The following is a 16,891-nucleotide window of genomic DNA, read 5'->3' on the forward strand; positions in this document are numbered from 1 at the left end:
CTAAAGGGTTTCCCAACACTCTGAAAAGAACTCTTACAATTGTAAGAGTTCTTTTTTTCATCATACCAATTTCCCATCTCTCAGCGTCAATATACGATCACATACATCAAGCATTCTTTCATCATGTGTAATCATAATTGCTGCTTTTTGGCTCTCTTTCACTTCACGTTTCATCATTTCAACAACTTCACGTGCGCGTTTTGAGTCTAAGCTTGCCGTTGGCTCATCCGCTAATATTAAATCCGGATTGTTCATGAACGCACGAGCGATTGCTACCCTTTGTTTTTCCCCACCAGATAGTTGATTTGGATAATGATTTTTTCTTTCTCCTAATCCAAATGCCGCTAATAAATGATCTGCACGCTTTTCGGATTCTTGTTTACTTTCCTTTTTTAGCTTTGCAATATAAAGCAATTGTTCTTTCACATTTAAATATGGAACAAGGTTTGCAAACTGGAAGATGAAACCGATTTTTTTCAAACGAATGTCTGTCATTTCCTTTTCCGATAACTGTGTAATATTTTGCTCACGAATGTAAATATCTCCTTTTGACGGTGATAATAAAGCACCCGCGATTGATAATAATGTACTTTTCCCTGATCCAGAAGGACCAACGATTCCGATAAATTCTCCAGCTTTCACATCAAGCGACATCGGATGAAGGGCTGTTACTTCCGTATTTCCTTCTCCGTACACTTTACTTACTTTGTCTAATTTTAATAATGAAGTCATTACATCCCGCCTCCAATTGCTTCTAATGCATCAACTTTTAATACTTGGTATAACGAAATAAGTGTTCCTAAAATACTAATTACGATAAAGATTGCTGCGTATTGTGCAATCATCGGTGTTGTTAATAAGAACGGCATACCCGCTGGTAAAATTTGTTCTAACCCTTGTACAAGAACGATACTAATTACCATCGCAACGACTGATAAGAATAACGCCTGTACGACTAAGCTATTTGCTAAATACGAGTTCTTCGTACCAATTGCTTTTAATACACCTAGTTGCTGTGTTTTTTGCAGTGTAATGACGTAGAAGAATACACCAATTAGTAATGCAGCGATTACAAGTAAGAACGCAATAATCATCGTTAACGTTCCTTGCTCTTCTTTAAATCCTGGAATACTTTGCAGTACTTCTTTTTTATCGATAACGTGAGCATTTTTAATTTCTTTATCTGTGTTAAGTGCGATTGCACTATAATCTTTTTGGTTTGGTTGTGAAATAGCGCCCCATACGTCTTCATTTACATAAACGACTGGTGTATGGCTAAACATTTGATCTTTCGTAAATCCGACGATTTTAAATTCTTTCTTTGAAACAGGATCGATAATTGTATCCCCAATATCGATTCCTTTTTCTTTAATTGATTCATCAGCAACCATCTCGTTGTTTGCTGTACCTAATTTCTCACCTTTTACAATGTTCGGTTCTAAAAATGAATCGCGTTCACTTGAGAAAATAGCGATATCAACCTTTTTCGAACTATCTTTCTTTTCATACGTTGAAACTTTCACCCGAAATGGAACTGCCTCTTTCTCGCCCACTTGATTTACTACGTTATCTACATCGTCTTTCTTAATTTGTGAACGAAGTAATTTATTTTCCGCATCATCTGCTAAAACGAACTTATTTGCCTCCATATTTTGAATCGATGAAGCATTATCATATGATAATCCATTTGCTAATCCCGAAATGACAAGAACTAAAAATGATAGTAACACCATAATCAGTCCGATTAATCCGTATCTTAATTTTGATTGTTTCAATTCACGCAGAGCTAAAAACATTTCGCTCGCTCCTTCCTCTTTCTTTCTATGCACTAATCATAAAAAAGAATTATGAACGGAATATGAACAGAAGATTACAGAGAGTAAGATTTAATTTTCAGAAAGTATTGAAAATATTTGAAATCCTTGATACAATTCAGTCAAATAATATTGACCGAGTAATTTAATTCAAGGAGTTGATCATGTTGAAGCCCGTATTAACACTAACTACTTATAGCCAACTAAAAGCATTAAGCGATCCACTACGTGCCGAAATGATGATACGTCTATGCGAACGTCCTTATACTGGACAATTACTATCTGAGAAATTCGGCATTTCAAGGGCGAAAATTCATTATCATTTAAAAGAATTAGAAAAGAATGGTCTTATAGAGATCGTTTATACAGAAGAAAAGAATGGGATTATTCAAAAGTTTTATCAATCTGTCGCTAAAGGCTTCACCCCTGCCGCAGATCTATTACCTCATTTAGAAATATTAAGCGAATCAGGTCGTCAAATCTTTTTACAAATGATAGAAAGAACGAAAAGCCAAATTCTCGCTGCACCAGAAGAAGCTTTTACATTACGAAATGCAAGTGAAGATCCAGCTAAGTGGAATTACGTTTCATCCTGCTGGGAATTTGATGCTACGCCAGAACAATTTCAAGTGTGGGTGAAAAAGTTTTATGAATTAATGGCTGAATTAAACGAAATCACAAAAGGTGCAGATAAAGATCCGAATAGTAAGCCTTATTATATTTCTACTACTGCACTTCAAATCGCTGAGAGAACAATGCAGCAATTTATTAAAAAAGAAGAAAAATCGTAATACGATTTTTTTTACATAAACGGTCAAATTTATTTTACCGAATAAATTTATTATAAAGGAGTAGATAAAGTGGACATATTAAAAAACCGGAATTTCCTCTTATTATTTTTAGGAAGAATTTTTACAAACATAGGAGATAGCCTGTATTATGTAGCAGCGATGTGGCTCGTATACAAATTAAGTGGTAATCCTTTTTATTCTGGATTGGCTGGTTCCCTAACGTTATTACCTTCTGCATTACAATTTCTTACTGGTCCATTCGTTGATAGATGGTCAATAAAAAACACCCTCGTCATCACACAAGTTTTGCAATGCATTCTTATTTTAATCATTCCTATTACACACTACTTCGACCTATTAACAGTCCAACTACTACTCATCATCATGCCCATCGTAGCCTTTATCGAACAATTCGCCTATCCCGCACAATCAAAAGCTTTACCACTTCTACTGCATAAAACACAATTATTAAAAGGAAATTCACTTTTCTCATTTGCATACCAAGGCATTGATTTAATTTGCACGACTCTTTCCGGAATATTAGTAGCACTATTTGGCGCAATTACTTTATATGTGATCGACTCTATTACATTTGCGATTACTGCCCTTTTGTTCGTTTCATTGAAAATGCCAAAACAAACCGAAGCAAACACAGTACTTTCAACCAAGCAATATTTCACTGATTTAAAAGAAGGGTTTTCAATCGTCTTTCGTTCCTTAATGGGCGTCTTCTTAATCGGTTCCGTTGTCGCTAATTTTTCAATCGGTATGACGATGGCCATACTCCCTTCTTTCGCTGATTCTTTAGGTGGTGTGAGATTATATGGGTTCTTTTTAGCCGCTATATCAGCCGGTTGTTTAATTGGAGCACTATTCAGTTCATGGGTTGGTAAACATAATGTTGGCCGTGTCCCCATTATTAGCTTCGCAACTGGCGCTTTCTTTTGGTTTCTCTCTACGATTGTACCATTTCAATGGTTATCCATTTTTTTATTTGGCTTAGCTTGGATACCAATTGGTGCGACCAACATATTATTTGCGACTATTGGTCAAATTGTAATTCCAAACCAATATCTTGGGCGTATCAATTCAGTCACACGAAGCATGGGCACAATTGCTATGCCGCTTGGCTCTTTAATTGGCGGATACACTGCGAATGTATATAGTAGCCAACTCATTTTCGCGCTTGCTAGTATTGGGATTTTATTCATTTCCCTCGTATGGCTGCTTCATCCAAAATTACGGGCTTTGCCGAAAGCTGATGAAATTACAGCGGATACTTTTGAGCTTCGGTTTAAAGAAGAGTCCGGGAAAGGTGCGGCTTTATAACAGAACAAACATAACCCCGTTCTAAATTGGGGACGGGGTTAAAAATATAATTATTTCATTTTGGATGTAAAATACTTCACTAAAAATATAACAATAAAATCGTTTGAATATCTAAAATTTATTCAACAATAGTACCAACTAAAACGCTCCGTTAACGCTTTGATGGCCATGCCCCCTGCATTTTCCTTAATTGAATAATTTGGCCTGTATGATAAGCATCATGAAGCATAATGTCCAGTAATTTACCTTCAAGTGAATTTTGCTCAAGTTCTCTTTCAGAAATTGCACTTAATATCTGTCTTAAATTACGCTGAGCATTTTCAGAGCGTTCAACGACTTCCTTCCATTCCGTATCATCATTAGATTGCTTAGTAAGATAAAAGGTGTCATTACCATCAAGATTATGTGTCCATTCACGTCCTTCCAAGTTTGCAGCAAGTCTTTCTTTGTAATAAGTGAGATGATTAACGTTCTCCCAAATGGTATTCGTTGTCTCTCCAGCTGGTTTCCACATAGCCTGTTCAGCTGTAAGTCCTTCTATAGCATGTTTAAACGGTGCATACCAACTCTCTTTATCGAATGTTGAATCTAGTACGTTTAATAACAAGTCAATTCGTTTCAAAGTAATTTCCTCCCTACACAGTTCAAGTTTTAATACACTCCCTCTAACTCTGTAGAGATTCTACATTTTTAAATAAACTTCCTCCTAATCCCACTCCATAAACTCATCCGATTATGCAATTAAAATGACTCATATTTTTTCATTTTACACGTATACTAGCGACAAAAAAAGAAGAGGCTGTTCCCAAACAGCCTCTTCTATCTATTTAGGAAGCTCCACCCGAACAGTCGTCCCTTCCCCTTTCGTGCTATATACCGAAACGGTCCCTTTATGCAGTTCAACAATCTTCTGCACGATTGATAATCCTAAACCGCTACCTTCTACGTTTCTTGCCCTTGCTGTATCTACTTTGTAAAAACGGTCAAAAATACGATCCATTTCTTCTTTTTTCATACCGATTCCGTTGTCTGATATAGAAATTATAACGCTAGACTCTAACTCTTCCACGAAAAACTCAATCGTTCCACCATCGTTTGAAAACTTAATGCTATTCGTAAAGATATTACTCCATACTTGATGAAGTAAGTTTTCATCACCTTTTATAGTGATATCTGGCACATCAAATTCAACAGCGATATCTTTTTCACGCCATTTCCATTCGAGCATAAAAATAACGTCTTTAATTTGCTTCTGCAAATTGAATTCTTTTATTTGTAGAACTTTCTCTTCTTTATCTAGTGATGCAAGCGTGAGTAACTGTTTACATAAACTAGACATTCGCTTACTTTCACCCTCAATAATTTGTAAGTAATGGTTTCTTTCTTCCACGCTCATCTTTTCTGTTTGCAACGTCTTCGAAAAACCTTGTATAGAAGAAAGCGGCGACTGAAATTCATGTGAAACGTTCGAAACGAATTCTTGTCTCATTTCATCTAGTTCTTTAATACTTTTCGTCATCTTTTGGAAGCTCGTAGATAACGTTCCTATTTCATCTTTTCGTTTTACGTCTAATTCAATTTTATATTCCCCACTCGCAATTTTTTGCGTAGCCTTCGTAAATTTACGGATTGGGCGAACGATATAACCTGCTGCAATCGCTATAAAAATAATACTTAATAGTACGATAAACCCAAGTAATACCGCTAAGAAAATTCGCATTTCGCCAAATTGGTTCTGAATGTCAGGACGAATAAATAAAGCGTACTGTTTATCACCGTGTTGCACTGGTACACCGACGCTATTAATTAATTCATTATCGAAAAACCCTGTAATAAAGAGACGAGTTGGATAGGTGGAAACACCATTAAACGTTTCTCCTTGCAATACTTTATGAACAGTAGCATCGCTAATAGACGTCTTACGAAACGCATTGCCAATACGCTTTCCATTCTTTTGATCATCGACAATATAAATTTCATACCCTAACTTTGCGATAGAATGTAAGTACGTCTCTTGATTTTCTTCACTTTGCTTTTCATATAACGATTTAACTTCTTCAGCATACTTTAAAATCTTTTCACTATTATACGGTTTTAGCTTCACTTGATAATATACGTTCGTCAATAAAAAGCCGATAATACTACTAAGAAGCATAATACCGACTGTCATAAAAACAAATCTAGAATATAGTGATTTCATTTTATTTCAACTCCAACTTGTACCCGAGTCCGCGCACTGTCGTAATTTGAAAATCATCCGTTCGTTTTGAGAAACGATCTCTCAGCCGCTTCACATGAACGTCAACCGTTCGTTCATCTCCTTCAAAATCCATTCCCCATACTAATTCAATTAGCTCTTCTCTTGAAAATGTTCTTCCAGGATAACTAGCAAGTTGTGATAATAACTCAAATTCTTTTAATGGAAGCAAAATCGTCTGCCCGTTACACTTCACTTCAACACCTTTACGATCAATTGTCGTTCCGTGGAGTGTAATAATGTCAGCACTCAGCATTTGATAACGACGCAATAAAGCTTTCATACGGAAAATGACTTCAGCTGGTTCAAATGGTTTTACGATATAATCATCCGTACCAGAAATAAACCCTTTTTCTTTATCGACTAACTGATCCTTTGCAGTTAATAAAATAACAGGAATATCATGATATTTCCGGATTTCTTCACATAACGTATAACCATCAACGAACGGCATCATAATGTCTACTATCGCAAGATGAATATTTTCGTTCTCTAATACGTCTTGCGCTACCTTTCCATCTTCCGCTTCAAAAACTTTAAACCCCTCTTTTTGTAAATGGTAATGCAACAATTCTCTAATATGCTTATCATCATCAGCTAATAAAATATGTATCATCTTCATTAAACCCTCTCTTGTTCATCCTTCTACATCCTTACATTAAGAAACAATTGGATTTTTTGCAAGAAAAAGAAAAAGAATCTATTTTGAAAAAAGATTATTCAAAATAGATTCTTACGTTTTAGTATTAAGATTATTTTAATGAAAAGTAATTTCTATGCTTTAGAAATATCAACGAATCCTTCTCCAAATACGTCACGAACATCGTGTATAGCGATGAACGCAGCCGGATCTGTAGTTTGAACAATCCGTTTTAGCTTCACTACTTCTTGCTTATTAATAACAACATAAAGAATTTCCTTCGGAGTTTTCGTGTAATAGCCATGACCTGAGTACACAGTAACCCCTCTGCCCATTAAGGTAGTTACCTTCCCGGCAATTTCATTCGGATTATCAGAAATAATCGTAATGGCTTTCTTCGGATTTAAACCTTCAATTACAAACTCCATCACTTTCGTTGCTACATATAGCATAATAATTGTTATCATCAGTTTTTCTGCACCAATAATGAAATAAGATGAAAACGCAACGATTAAATCGAAGAACAGTAGACCGTAGCTAATGCTCCATCCTAAATATTTATGTGTCATCCTTGCTAAGATGGTTGTACCTGCAGTTGTTCCGCCAACGCGAATAATAAGACCAATCCCGCACCCGATAAATATTCCTCCGAAAATGGCATTTACGAGCATTTCATCCGAAGTAATCGTCCAGCCTTCTGTCAAATGAAGAAATAGCGAGTTCGTAACTACAGCGATAATCGTATAAATTGTTGTAATCTTATTTAAAAACTTATAACCGGCTATTAACAAAATCGCATTTAAAATTAAGTTAACTAAGCCCGGTGACCATTCAAATAAATAGTACGTAATAATCGTGATGCCTGTTACTCCGCCCTCACCAAATTCGTTCGGGATAACAAACAAATTGACACCTAACGCAAAAAGAAATGCACCGATAATAATAAAAATAATGTCTGTCGTTCTTTTTTTCATACAGTACCTCACTTCTTATGTAAATATTTATTCTGTCATAAACTCTCACCATTATATCGTGGAATATTCAAATCGAACAGTGGTTTATTTTTATTTTAATATAGGGTAATAAATCAACTTCATCCTACATCCACAAGTAATTAAAAAAGTAAAACAACTGTATTTATTATGTACTACAAATAAAGTTTTGATTTCACATGCAGTTCATCCTAAAAAATGAATATAAACACTCTCACTCGCACAAACTTCGAATGCAAAGCAAATAAGCGAAGCTATAAAATAGACTTCGCATCAAGCGTGTGATCATAGAAATTTATATGAGATTTTATATTCATACGTTCCAGAAATAAATTCACTTATCTTTCTCCATATATTCTTTAATCTTTCGTTCTTCCCACTCTTTCCCGAATATCCCAACTGGAAAAGTTGTCAAACCGTGTATAACGATACCAATTCCCCAGCCTGCAAGTGGATATAAAAACCATAATTTACTTGAATCAGAACTTATATTTATAATAAAAAGCATTAAGTTCACTAGTATATAAACCGTTAAATGAATGTAAAAAGCTTTTAAATTCTCCACCCTTTTTTTAGCTCGTAAATAAACATCATCTTGCTCCACCCTTGAACACCTCTTTCAATATTGTATTTTTTCACCTTCGCTCCAATGTTAACATCATATTCTTATTGGAAATCCGTTATTCTCAAAAAAACACAAAACAAAAAGTACCCATCAAATTGTTATACACATAATAATTTGATGGGTACTGCATGATACATTTAGTTTTTACATGTATTGTTTGGAGAAAAATGCAAATAACGACTTATACTCACCTTATTAAGACCAAATCCAAACATCATCATTATTTTCAACGTTGCTCTTTACCTCATGAACTTTTTCAATGTTATCCGTTGTGTTCCAGTTAATAGAACTTCCACCCCAGCCCACGTACTTCATATCAATTTTTACTTTCTCGCCCGTATTAAATACTTGTCCCTTTGTTAAGAAAACATCAATAATAACTTTCTTACCATTTAGCGATGGATACTCAACTACGACATATTTAGTAGCACCGTCTCCTTCATCTTCCATCGTTCCTACTTTTGATACTTTCCCAATCACATAATCAGGCGAACCATCTTCTTTCATGTGCATACCTAACTTGTTTGTTGTATTTTCAACTGCAGTTGCAACCATATATTCTGTAAAATTACGCATCATAGATCCAGTAGCTTTTACTTCATCTCCTACTTTCACGTTTGAAAGTGAATCAATATACACACTAACAGGTTCCTCATATTGCTTAGATTTTACAACAATCACACCGTTATCTACTTCTACTACTCGTCCTTCTAACGTTGAGAAATTCGATTCAATTGAAGCTGCACTCGCTTTTGTTAGTTCTAATCCTGGTACATTCGTTCCTGATAATGCTGCGATCCCTAAAGCACCTGCTAAAATTATTTTTTTCATACCCATATGTAACATCTCCATTCATGATGATTTTATTTTTTTGATTGGTATCGACCAACCTGTAATCATTATAGTTACAGGTTGTGAAAATAACAACCGTTTTCCTCATGCAATGATGCATACTGTGATTTTTAAATATACAACAATGAGACTAGATTCTCGAGTTACAGCAGGTGAAATTGTTGATGATGAAGAAACTAATGTCATGCATCATATTTTTCAGCGCTACGGTTTGTATAATCGTAGTTCATTACATTATGTAGGGGCGGAATTCATATGTTAATAAAACCAAAGAGATTACAGCCAGGAGATATCGTAGCAACAGTAAGTGCTTCATGGGGAGGAGCGGGTGATTCTAAGCTAAGATGGCGTTATGAGCAAGGAGTAAAGAGATTAGAAGACGTATTTGGGCTTACAGTTATCCCAATGCCAAATAGTTTAAAAGGTAGCGAATACCTTTATAACAATCCAGGAGCTCGTGCGGAAGATTTAATGACAGCATTTAAAGATACGCGTGTTAAAGCAATTATTACGAATATTGGTGGTGAAGATAGTATCCGTTTACTACCTTATATTGATTTTAATGTGATACGTGAAAATCCGAAAATTTTTATGGGGTACTCTGACGATACCGTTTCACACTTATTTTGTCATAAAGCAGGAATTTCCTCTTTTTACGGTCCAGCAATCTTAAGCGATTTTGCTGAAAATATAGAGATGGATTCATATACGATTGAAACAGTGAATCGAACTCTCTTTTCAAATGAGATTATTGGTGAAATTCAACCAGCTAACGAATGGACGAGTGAGCGTTTAGAATGGATAGAAATAAATAAAGATACAAGACGTACGATGCAGCAAAACAACGGATATGAGGTCCTTCAAGGATCTAGGACTGTACAAGGGCGTTTAATTGGTGGTTGTATTGAAGTATTGGAATTCGTAAAAGGAACGGAACTTTGGCCTGAGAAAAAGCATTGGGAGAATAGTATTCTATTCTTTGAAACATCTGAAGAGCATCCAGAACCAAATTATATAAAGTATTGGTTACGAAATTATGCAGCGCAAGGTATTCTTCAAAAAGCAAAAGGAATCATTTTTGGTAAACCGAAAGATGAACAATACTATGAAGAATATAAACAGGAAATATTGCAGGTTATGAAAGAACATAACTTAGAAGATTTGCCGATTCTTTATAATTTAAGTTTTGGCCATACTGAACCGAAGTTTATTTTACCTTACGGCGCGCTGGCGGAAATTAATTGTGAAAATGGGTCTTTCTCTATTTTAGAGAGTGGCGTGGAATAAAGGAAAACTTTAAATAAGTATCTAATTGGAGGGAAATTACGTGTATGGAAGTAACATTTACAGTAAGTAAGTGGGATGAAAAACCAATCGATGATAATAAAAAAGATTTCCCTATTAATATTGCTCATGTCGAATATGATATTGATGGGGAATTAAAAGGAAAGGCTTTTGTTGAATACTTATTATATTATTTAGACTCAAATATAAATGATGGTCACTTAGCTACTGCTAAAATTTCTGGATTTTTACACTTTGAAGGGATTTATAAGGGGCAACAAGGGACATTTACAGCTATAGAGCAAGGAATATTTGATAAAGGAAATTTAGATTCCCCAGGAACAATTATTAAAGCTACCGGTAACTTAGAAAACCTGAGAGGATCCTATAATTATCAGTTTACAGGTCAAACTAGTAAACTAATTTTAGAGTTTGAATTTCAGCAAAATACCTTATAATTTAGTGGAAAGGACATTTCTTGTAATACTAGGAATGTCCTTTTTGTTGACGAGTTTATTCAAGTTAAAAATGAACAGAGTATATTATCAGTATTCAGCAATGCATAAAATTTTCTTCATGGGGGAATTAAAAATCTACGCCCTAGAGACATCATGCCCCCACCTATTCATTTCTTTTCTTACTAATTAAAGAATAATCCCCGAAAAACTCCCCTTCATAACTTCCTTTTCAAGTTGATTCCTACATATAAACGTCGCAATAATTTTTGTACGATTTTTTTCATCAGGCTCAAATTGTTCAATAGTTACGTCACAACGAATCGTATCCCCACTAAAAACAGGACGTAAAAATTCAAAATCCATTTTGCGAGCTAGTACGTTATAATCACCGCCAATTTTTGTAGGCAATGTTGATGTTAACAGCCCTTGTACAACAAATCTTCCCTGCTCATCTGGTGTAACATGATGAACACCTTCATCTTTCGATACTTCTGTAAATAACGCAACATCCTCTTTCGTAAAAGTTCGTTCAAAGGTGATTTTTTCGCCTACTTGCAATTTCATTAATACCCCTCCTCGAAAACACTTTTAAAATAAGAAAAACCGAAACTAAAAATCATTTCGGTTTTTCTAACTAAAGAAGTCTATTTATTTTAAAGAATGAACAAACAACCCGCTGCGAAGTTTCGGTTCAAACCACGTTGATTTCGGCGGCATGACTTCTCCGGCATCTGCAATTGCTAATAAATCTTCCATAGATGTCGGATATAATGAGAATGCTGCTTTATATACACCGCTGTTCACAAGGCGTTCTAGCTCTTCTAGCCCCCGAATTCCACCAACAAAATCAATGCGTGAATCAGAACGCGGATCATGTATTTCAAGTACTTGGCTTAATAAATGATCTTGCAGGATAGATACATCTAAACCTCTAACAAGATCATTCGCATCAAATGTTTCCTCTTTCACAGTAAGCTTATACCACTTCTCATTTACATACATACCAAATGATTTGGGCTCATTTGGTTTATACGGAGAAACAATTGCTCCTTCTACATAAAAGTACTGCGTAATTTGATTTAAAAACTGTTCCTCTGATAAGCCATTTAAATCTTTCACAACGCGGTTATAGTCCCAAATTGATAATTCATCATAAGGGAATAGAACCGATAAGAAGAAATTAAATTCCTCTTCTCCTGTGTAATTTGGATATTGTTCTCTTCGCATAAGCCCTACTTTTGCAGCTGATGCAGAGCGGTGATGCCCATCCGCAATATAAAGATTAGGAATATCTTCAAATGCGTTTACTAAAGTCGCAATTACTTCTTCATCTGCAACCTTCCACGCAACATGCTTAACACCATCTTCTGCTGTAAATGTATAAATTGGCGCATGCTCTTCTTTCCAGCTTCTAATCAAATGCTTTACTTCTTCTTTTGTACGGTACGTTAAAAAGATAGGACCTGTATTTGCGTCACACACATCTACGTGGCGAATACGATCTAATTCTTTTTCATGACGTGTTCTTTCATGTTTTTTAATTGTATCATCTTCGTATTCATCAATAGATGTACAAACGACAAGGCCTGACTGCGTTCTTCCTTGCATTGTCAGTTCATAAATATATAGCGCTGGCTCTTCATCTTGTATGAACACTTCTTCTCGTACAAATTGCTTTAAATTGTCGCCCGCTTTTTCATACACGCGATCATCATACGGTGACAGTTCAGGATCTAAATCAATTTCTGCTTTATCAACATGCAAGAAAGAATATGGATTCCCTTTTACAACTTCCCTTGCCTCTTCACTATTTAATACGTCATACGGTAAAGCTGCAACTTGTGCTGCTTTTTCCTCTACTGGACGAATGGCCCGAAACGGTCGTATTTTTGCCACATTCCTCTCTCCTTTACACAATCATTCGAACGGCTACAACACCTGTAATTTTGCTTATATTTTCTACAATATTCTCTTTTATTATATCATCAATTCCGTTATCGATATCAATCATTGTGTATGCCCAAGAATGTTTACTACGATTAATCATATCAGCAATATTTATATGATGTTCTGCTAAACATCCTGTAATTTGTCCTACCATGTTTGGAACGTTTTGATGCATAATTGTAATACGTTTCTTTCCGATATATGGAAGCTCGACGTTTGGATAGTTTACTGAATTACGAATATTTCCTGTCTCCAAATATTCACGTAATTGACGTGCTGCCATTACTGCACAATTTTCTTCCGATTCAGACGTAGATGCACCAAGGTGAGGCGTCGCTGTTACATTTTTCATCTTTATTACATTTTCATTTGGGAAATCCGTTACGTAATGTGTAATAATATCTTCTTCTAATGCTTTTTGAAGAACCTTTTCATCTACAAGTTCTCCTCTAGAGAAATTAAATAGACGCATCCCTCTTTTCATCTTCTCTACAGCGTGTTCCCCAATAATCCCCTTCGTTTGATTCGTAAGAGGAATATGCAGTGTAATATAATCACACGTTGCAAAAATTTCATCAAGGCTAAACGCTCTTTGCACATGTGTAGAAAGACGCCAAGCTGTTTCAACTGAAATATAAGGATCATATCCGATAACATCCATCCCTAACGCTAACGCATCGTTCGCAACTAAAGCACCGATTGCGCCAAGTCCGATAACACCTAGACGTTTCCCTGCAATTTCTGATCCAACAAATTGTTTTTTTCCTGATTCAACAAGCTGTGGTACTTCTTCACCTTCTAAGTTTTTCGTCCAACTTACACCATTAATAATGTTACGTGAAGACATAATAAGACTGGCAATAATGAGTTCCTTTACGGCGTTTGCATTTGCCCCCGGCGTGTTAAATACTACAATTCCTTTTTCTGTACATCGCTCGACAGGAATATTATTTACACCAGCGCCAGCTCTTGCAATCGCCTTTAAGTCTTTTGAAAACTCTTCTTGATGTAAAGAGTAGCTACGAAGCAAAATCCCATCTGGGTGATTGAGTTTATCCCCTACTTCATAACGTTCTTCAGTAAAAACTTGTAAACCTTTTTCTGCAATTTGATTTAACGTTTGAACACGAAACATATCCCCATCTCCCTATCTATTCTCAAGCTCAAATTCCTTCATATAATCTACTAATTGTTTTACACCGTGTGCTGGCATCGCATTGTAAATACTTGCACGCATACCGCCGACTGAGCGATGTCCTTTTAGCGTAACGAAACCGCGTTCCTTCGCCTTTTGTAAAAACTCATTGTTAAGTTCTTCTGACGGTGTTGTAAATGGAATGTTCATAAGTGATCGATACGCAGGGTCAACTGGTGAAGTAAACAATTTAGATTCATCTAAAAAATGATAAAGAAGTGAAGATTTCATTTTATTTTGTTCTTCAATCGCAGATACTCCGCCTTGCTCTTTCAACCACTCTAGTACAAGTTTTGTTACGTAAATACTAAAGGATGGCGGTGTATTATATAAGGAGTTATTTTTACTGTAAGTTTCATAATTTAACATTGTCGGACAAGAGCGATCTGCTCCCCCAATTAAATCTCTTTTTATAATAGCAATCGTTAAGCCCGCAGGTCCTAAATTCTTTTGCGCCCCCGCATATATAAGACCAAACTTCGAAACATCATATCTCTCTGATAAAATATTTGAGGACATATCCGCAACGAGCGGCACTCTTTCTACATGTGGAATTTCCACATATTTTGTCCCTTCAATTGTATTATTCGTTGTAATATGTACATAATCTAGTTTTTCATCACTTAATAAACCGTCCAGTTTAGGAATCGTAGTAAACTTCTCTTTTTCAGAAGAAGCAATCACTTGTACTTCCCCAACTTTTTCGGCTTCTTGCAGTGCCTTTTTAGACCATGAGCCAGTTAGTACGTACCCAGCTTTTTTATACGTATTCATTAAGTTCAGTGGTATCATAGAGAATTGTAATGACGCACCGCCTTGTAAAAATAAAACTTCATACTCATCAGGGATGCTCATTAATTCACGAAGTAAGTTACTTGCTTCCTCTATAATACTTTGAAAATAAGAAGATCGATGACTCATTTCCATAATAGACATGCCTGTCCCGTTATAATTTAATAGCTCCTTTTGCACTTTCTCTAAAACTGGCAAAGGGAGTATTGATGGTCCTGCTGAAAAATTATAGACTCTCTCCATCACCCTCATAACCTCCCTATTTCTCATTCGATTATTTTTTAAACTTTCTGAATTATAACCTAAAATATAATATACGGTCAATTTGTTTTCTATTATTACGGCGCAAGACGCGATGGAATCGCTTGCAAGTGCAGACTTTTTATATACACATAAAAAAGTGTTAAGTACATAATCGTACTTAACACTCTAATAATAAAATAATAATAGCTAGTCGTTCGTAAAGAACCGATCAAAGATTTGATAAATAGCAGAAAGACCAAAGAGCCAATAAATAGTGTCCACAAGCGCCGGCATAGAACCAAACCATTTCTCAACTACATTGTAATCTAACGCTACAAATAACCAATTCAAACCGCCAAGAATCACCAAAATTACTGTAAGGTAAGACAAAAATTTCATTATGATTGCCCCCTAGGTGATAAGATGGTGAAAGGCCTTTCACTAGAAATATATGTAGTAAACTTTAAAACTTACCTATTTTATAAAATTTATTTTCGGTACCACCCGTTAATAACTGCCTCTGCTTCTTTACTATGTATTTGATACGCATGTGTACTATCATTAGAGCCAATAAACCAAATTGAAAAACCTTTAAAATATGGTTTCGGTTCTAATACATCGCGGTAAGCACGCCATCCATTTAATTGTACATCTTTCGAAAACACATTTGAAACATCTGGATTCCATGGATTTTGTAATCCAAGTTCACATGCTGGAACGTTAAATCCACCGAAGTATACTGGCTTTCCTGTTGCATTATGTAATTGTTCCAATTGCTGAACAACATTTTGCCCACGATTATATACTGTTGTCGCAAACAAACTTTGCTTCACTTCTTCATATGTTGGATTTCTTTTTCCTGAAACTTCAAACCAACTGTCTACGCTAACAATATCCACCTTTTTTAAATACGGGCGATTGATTTTTTCTTTAAACTTAGCTTCATAAGAAGAGTCCCAGCTCGCTGTTAACCACCAGTTCATTTGATACAAAACATTTCCTTTATACTGCTTACGAACAAAATCAATTGTATCGCTCCAGTATCCTTCTGCATACTCCATATTCACGAAATTAGAAGCAATCTTTAGTCCATACACATCGTATTTACTTGTAATGGAATTAAAAATATCTTGCAGAATAACCGTCTTCCAATTCCAGAAGAAATCATTAATGTTACTTGGGTTCCATTCTGTCTCTCCAACATTCCCCTGCTGAATATACGGGAACGGTTCCACTATAACTTGAATATTACGCTTTAATAATTCTTGAATTAAAATAATAGCTTGTTGCTTTTGCGCTTGATTAATTACCATGTTAGTAGAAGTCACATTCGGGATATCCACTTGAATCGGTACATTTACTGTATTTAAATTTAAGCGCTCCACATCCGCTAATACTTTCGCTACATTTCCAACTTCCCATACTGTTACGTTTCCTGATTTGATTTTTCCAGATTGAACGGTATTTACATCTGCCTGTACATTTCCTTGAAAACAAAAAGAAAACAACATAATAAACACTCCTAAAAAACTTATTAAACTCTTATTTTTCTTCACAACTTTCCCCCTATAATTTTTGGCTTTCTTGATTATTTTATACAACGTTTCATATATATTCCACAAAAAATCCAATAAATTTTTATTGATAAAAATGCTATTCATCCTTTATTCAC

Annotated in this window: 19 protein-coding genes; 5 read left to right on the forward strand and 14 right to left on the reverse strand. The window is 35.4% G+C overall.

Features of this window, described 5'->3' with window-relative positions; translation table 11 throughout:
- Nucleotides 1–60 precede the first annotated feature (60 nt).
- Complete coding sequence (locus RT27_RS16000) at nt 61–732, reverse strand: ABC transporter ATP-binding protein (protein ID WP_029442791.1); 672 nt, start codon at nt 730–732, stop codon at nt 61–63.
- Nucleotides 732–1,796: an ABC transporter permease gene (locus RT27_RS16005; RefSeq protein WP_043936638.1), complete on the reverse strand. Its 1,065-nt coding sequence runs from the start codon at nt 1,794–1,796 to the stop codon at nt 732–734. The genes RT27_RS16000 and RT27_RS16005 overlap by 1 nt, the downstream gene beginning before the upstream one ends.
- A 185-nt stretch (nt 1,797–1,981) precedes the next feature.
- Between RT27_RS16005 and RT27_RS16010 the strand changes: the two genes are divergently transcribed.
- Both RT27_RS16010 and RT27_RS16015 read left to right on the forward strand, forming a co-directional pair.
- Nucleotides 1,982–2,605, forward strand: a complete 624-nt coding sequence (locus tag RT27_RS16010) for a helix-turn-helix domain-containing protein (protein ID WP_024927960.1) — start codon at nt 1,982–1,984, stop codon at nt 2,603–2,605.
- A 69-nt stretch (nt 2,606–2,674) separates the two neighbouring features.
- Nucleotides 2,675–3,934 carry an MFS transporter gene (locus tag RT27_RS16015; protein ID WP_043936639.1) on the forward strand — a complete coding sequence of 420 codons (1,260 nt, stop codon included), beginning with the start codon at nt 2,675–2,677 and terminating at the stop codon, nt 3,932–3,934.
- A 151-nt stretch (nt 3,935–4,085) separates the two neighbouring features.
- Here the strand turns inward: RT27_RS16015 and RT27_RS16020 are convergent, their stop codons facing one another.
- The 6 genes from RT27_RS16020 to RT27_RS16045 form a co-directional block, all read right to left on the reverse strand.
- Nucleotides 4,086–4,556, reverse strand: a complete 471-nt coding sequence (locus tag RT27_RS16020) for a DinB family protein (RefSeq protein ID WP_016080978.1) — start codon at nt 4,554–4,556, stop codon at nt 4,086–4,088.
- Nucleotides 4,557–4,757: 201 nt separating this feature from the next.
- Nucleotides 4,758–6,134: a HAMP domain-containing sensor histidine kinase gene (locus RT27_RS16025; RefSeq protein ID WP_043936640.1), complete on the reverse strand. Its 1,377-nt coding sequence runs from the start codon at nt 6,132–6,134 to the stop codon at nt 4,758–4,760.
- A 1-nt stretch (nt 6,135) separates the two neighbouring features.
- Nucleotides 6,136–6,813 carry a response regulator transcription factor gene (locus RT27_RS16030; RefSeq protein WP_016080976.1) on the reverse strand — a complete coding sequence of 226 codons (678 nt, stop codon included), beginning with the start codon at nt 6,811–6,813 and terminating at the stop codon, nt 6,136–6,138.
- A 152-nt stretch (nt 6,814–6,965) separates the two neighbouring features.
- Nucleotides 6,966–7,805, reverse strand: coding sequence for a YitT family protein (locus RT27_RS16035; protein WP_000747489.1), 840 nt, complete (start codon nt 7,803–7,805; stop codon nt 6,966–6,968).
- A 352-nt stretch (nt 7,806–8,157) separates the two neighbouring features.
- A complete protein-coding gene (locus tag RT27_RS16040; protein WP_016080975.1) occupies nt 8,158–8,427 on the reverse strand; it encodes a 2TM domain-containing protein in 270 nt (89 codons plus the stop codon).
- A 216-nt stretch (nt 8,428–8,643) separates the two neighbouring features.
- On the reverse strand, nt 8,644–9,285 hold the full coding sequence (locus RT27_RS16045; RefSeq protein ID WP_043936641.1) for an ATP F0F1 synthase subunit alpha: 642 nt from the start codon (nt 9,283–9,285) through the stop codon (nt 8,644–8,646).
- 34 nt (nt 9,286–9,319) lie between these two features.
- Between RT27_RS16045 and RT27_RS16050 the strand changes: the two genes are divergently transcribed.
- The 3 genes from RT27_RS16050 to RT27_RS16060 are packed head-to-tail and all read left to right on the forward strand — an operon-like array spanning nt 9,320 to nt 11,042.
- The gene (locus RT27_RS16050) at nt 9,320–9,562 is read left to right on the forward strand and encodes a hypothetical protein (protein ID WP_043936642.1); all 243 of its coding nucleotides are present in this window, start codon (nt 9,320–9,322) and stop codon (nt 9,560–9,562) included.
- Nucleotides 9,556–10,587: a S66 peptidase family protein gene (locus RT27_RS16055; RefSeq protein ID WP_043936643.1), complete on the forward strand. Its 1,032-nt coding sequence runs from the start codon at nt 9,556–9,558 to the stop codon at nt 10,585–10,587. Before RT27_RS16050 ends, RT27_RS16055 begins: the two co-directional genes overlap by 7 nt.
- 44 nt (nt 10,588–10,631) lie before the next feature.
- Nucleotides 10,632–11,042, forward strand: a complete 411-nt coding sequence (locus tag RT27_RS16060; RefSeq protein WP_029442801.1) for a DUF3224 domain-containing protein — start codon at nt 10,632–10,634, stop codon at nt 11,040–11,042.
- 186 nt (nt 11,043–11,228) lie between these two features.
- Here the strand turns inward: RT27_RS16060 and RT27_RS16065 are convergent, their stop codons facing one another.
- From RT27_RS16065 to RT27_RS16090, 6 genes are all read right to left on the reverse strand, one after another.
- Nucleotides 11,229–11,606 carry a MaoC family dehydratase gene (locus RT27_RS16065; protein ID WP_000776360.1) on the reverse strand — a complete coding sequence of 126 codons (378 nt, stop codon included), beginning with the start codon at nt 11,604–11,606 and terminating at the stop codon, nt 11,229–11,231.
- Between the two features lie 84 nt (nt 11,607–11,690).
- Complete coding sequence (locus RT27_RS16070; protein WP_043936644.1) at nt 11,691–12,938, reverse strand: DUF1015 family protein; 1,248 nt, start codon at nt 12,936–12,938, stop codon at nt 11,691–11,693.
- 13 nt (nt 12,939–12,951) lie between these two features.
- Nucleotides 12,952–14,124 (reverse strand): 3-phosphoglycerate dehydrogenase family protein, encoded by a 1,173-nt coding sequence (locus RT27_RS16075; RefSeq protein WP_029442803.1) that lies wholly within the window; start codon nt 14,122–14,124, stop codon nt 12,952–12,954.
- Nucleotides 14,125–14,136: 12 nt separating this feature from the next.
- On the reverse strand, nt 14,137–15,219 hold the full coding sequence (gene serC / locus RT27_RS16080; protein ID WP_016080970.1) for a 3-phosphoserine/phosphohydroxythreonine transaminase: 1,083 nt from the start codon (nt 15,217–15,219) through the stop codon (nt 14,137–14,139).
- Nucleotides 15,220–15,426: 207 nt separating this feature from the next.
- Nucleotides 15,427–15,618 carry a DUF378 domain-containing protein gene (locus RT27_RS16085; RefSeq protein ID WP_000670801.1) on the reverse strand — a complete coding sequence of 64 codons (192 nt, stop codon included), beginning with the start codon at nt 15,616–15,618 and terminating at the stop codon, nt 15,427–15,429.
- A gap of 89 nt (nt 15,619–15,707) precedes the next feature.
- Complete coding sequence (locus tag RT27_RS16090) at nt 15,708–16,775, reverse strand: hypothetical protein (RefSeq protein WP_043936645.1); 1,068 nt, start codon at nt 16,773–16,775, stop codon at nt 15,708–15,710.
- Nucleotides 16,776–16,891: the final 116 nt, after the last annotated feature.

Source organism: Bacillus sp. L_1B0_5, from assembly GCF_000836715.1.
Classification (GTDB): Bacteria; Bacillota; Bacilli; order Bacillales; family Bacillaceae_G; genus Bacillus_A; species Bacillus_A thuringiensis_S.

Excerpts from the sequence above, each read along its gene's own strand:
- RT27_RS16075 (WP_029442803.1), bottom strand. The coding sequence starts at position 14,124 with ATGTTTCGTGTTCAAACGTTAAATCAAATTGCAGAAAAAGGTTTACAA.
- RT27_RS16035 (WP_000747489.1), bottom strand. The coding sequence starts at position 7,805 with ATGAAAAAAAGAACGACAGACATTATTTTTATTATTATCGGTGCATTT.
- RT27_RS16060 (WP_029442801.1), top strand. The coding sequence starts at position 10,632 with ATGGAAGTAACATTTACAGTAAGTAAGTGGGATGAAAAACCAATCGAT.
- RT27_RS16065 (WP_000776360.1), bottom strand. The coding sequence starts at position 11,606 with ATGAAATTGCAAGTAGGCGAAAAAATCACCTTTGAACGAACTTTTACG.
- RT27_RS16000 (WP_029442791.1), bottom strand. The coding sequence starts at position 732 with ATGACTTCATTATTAAAATTAGACAAAGTAAGTAAAGTGTACGGAGAA.
- RT27_RS16085 (WP_000670801.1), bottom strand. The coding sequence starts at position 15,618 with ATGAAATTTTTGTCTTACCTTACAGTAATTTTGGTGATTCTTGGCGGT.
- RT27_RS16005 (WP_043936638.1), bottom strand. The coding sequence starts at position 1,796 with ATGTTTTTAGCTCTGCGTGAATTGAAACAATCAAAATTAAGATACGGA.
- serC (WP_016080970.1), bottom strand. The coding sequence starts at position 15,219 with ATGGAGAGAGTCTATAATTTTTCAGCAGGACCATCAATACTCCCTTTG.
- RT27_RS16030 (WP_016080976.1), bottom strand. The coding sequence starts at position 6,813 with ATGAAGATGATACATATTTTATTAGCTGATGATGATAAGCATATTAGA.
- RT27_RS16045 (WP_043936641.1), bottom strand. The coding sequence starts at position 9,285 with ATGGGTATGAAAAAAATAATTTTAGCAGGTGCTTTAGGGATCGCAGCA.
- RT27_RS16025 (WP_043936640.1), bottom strand. The coding sequence starts at position 6,134 with ATGAAATCACTATATTCTAGATTTGTTTTTATGACAGTCGGTATTATG.
- RT27_RS16055 (WP_043936643.1), top strand. The coding sequence starts at position 9,556 with ATGTTAATAAAACCAAAGAGATTACAGCCAGGAGATATCGTAGCAACA.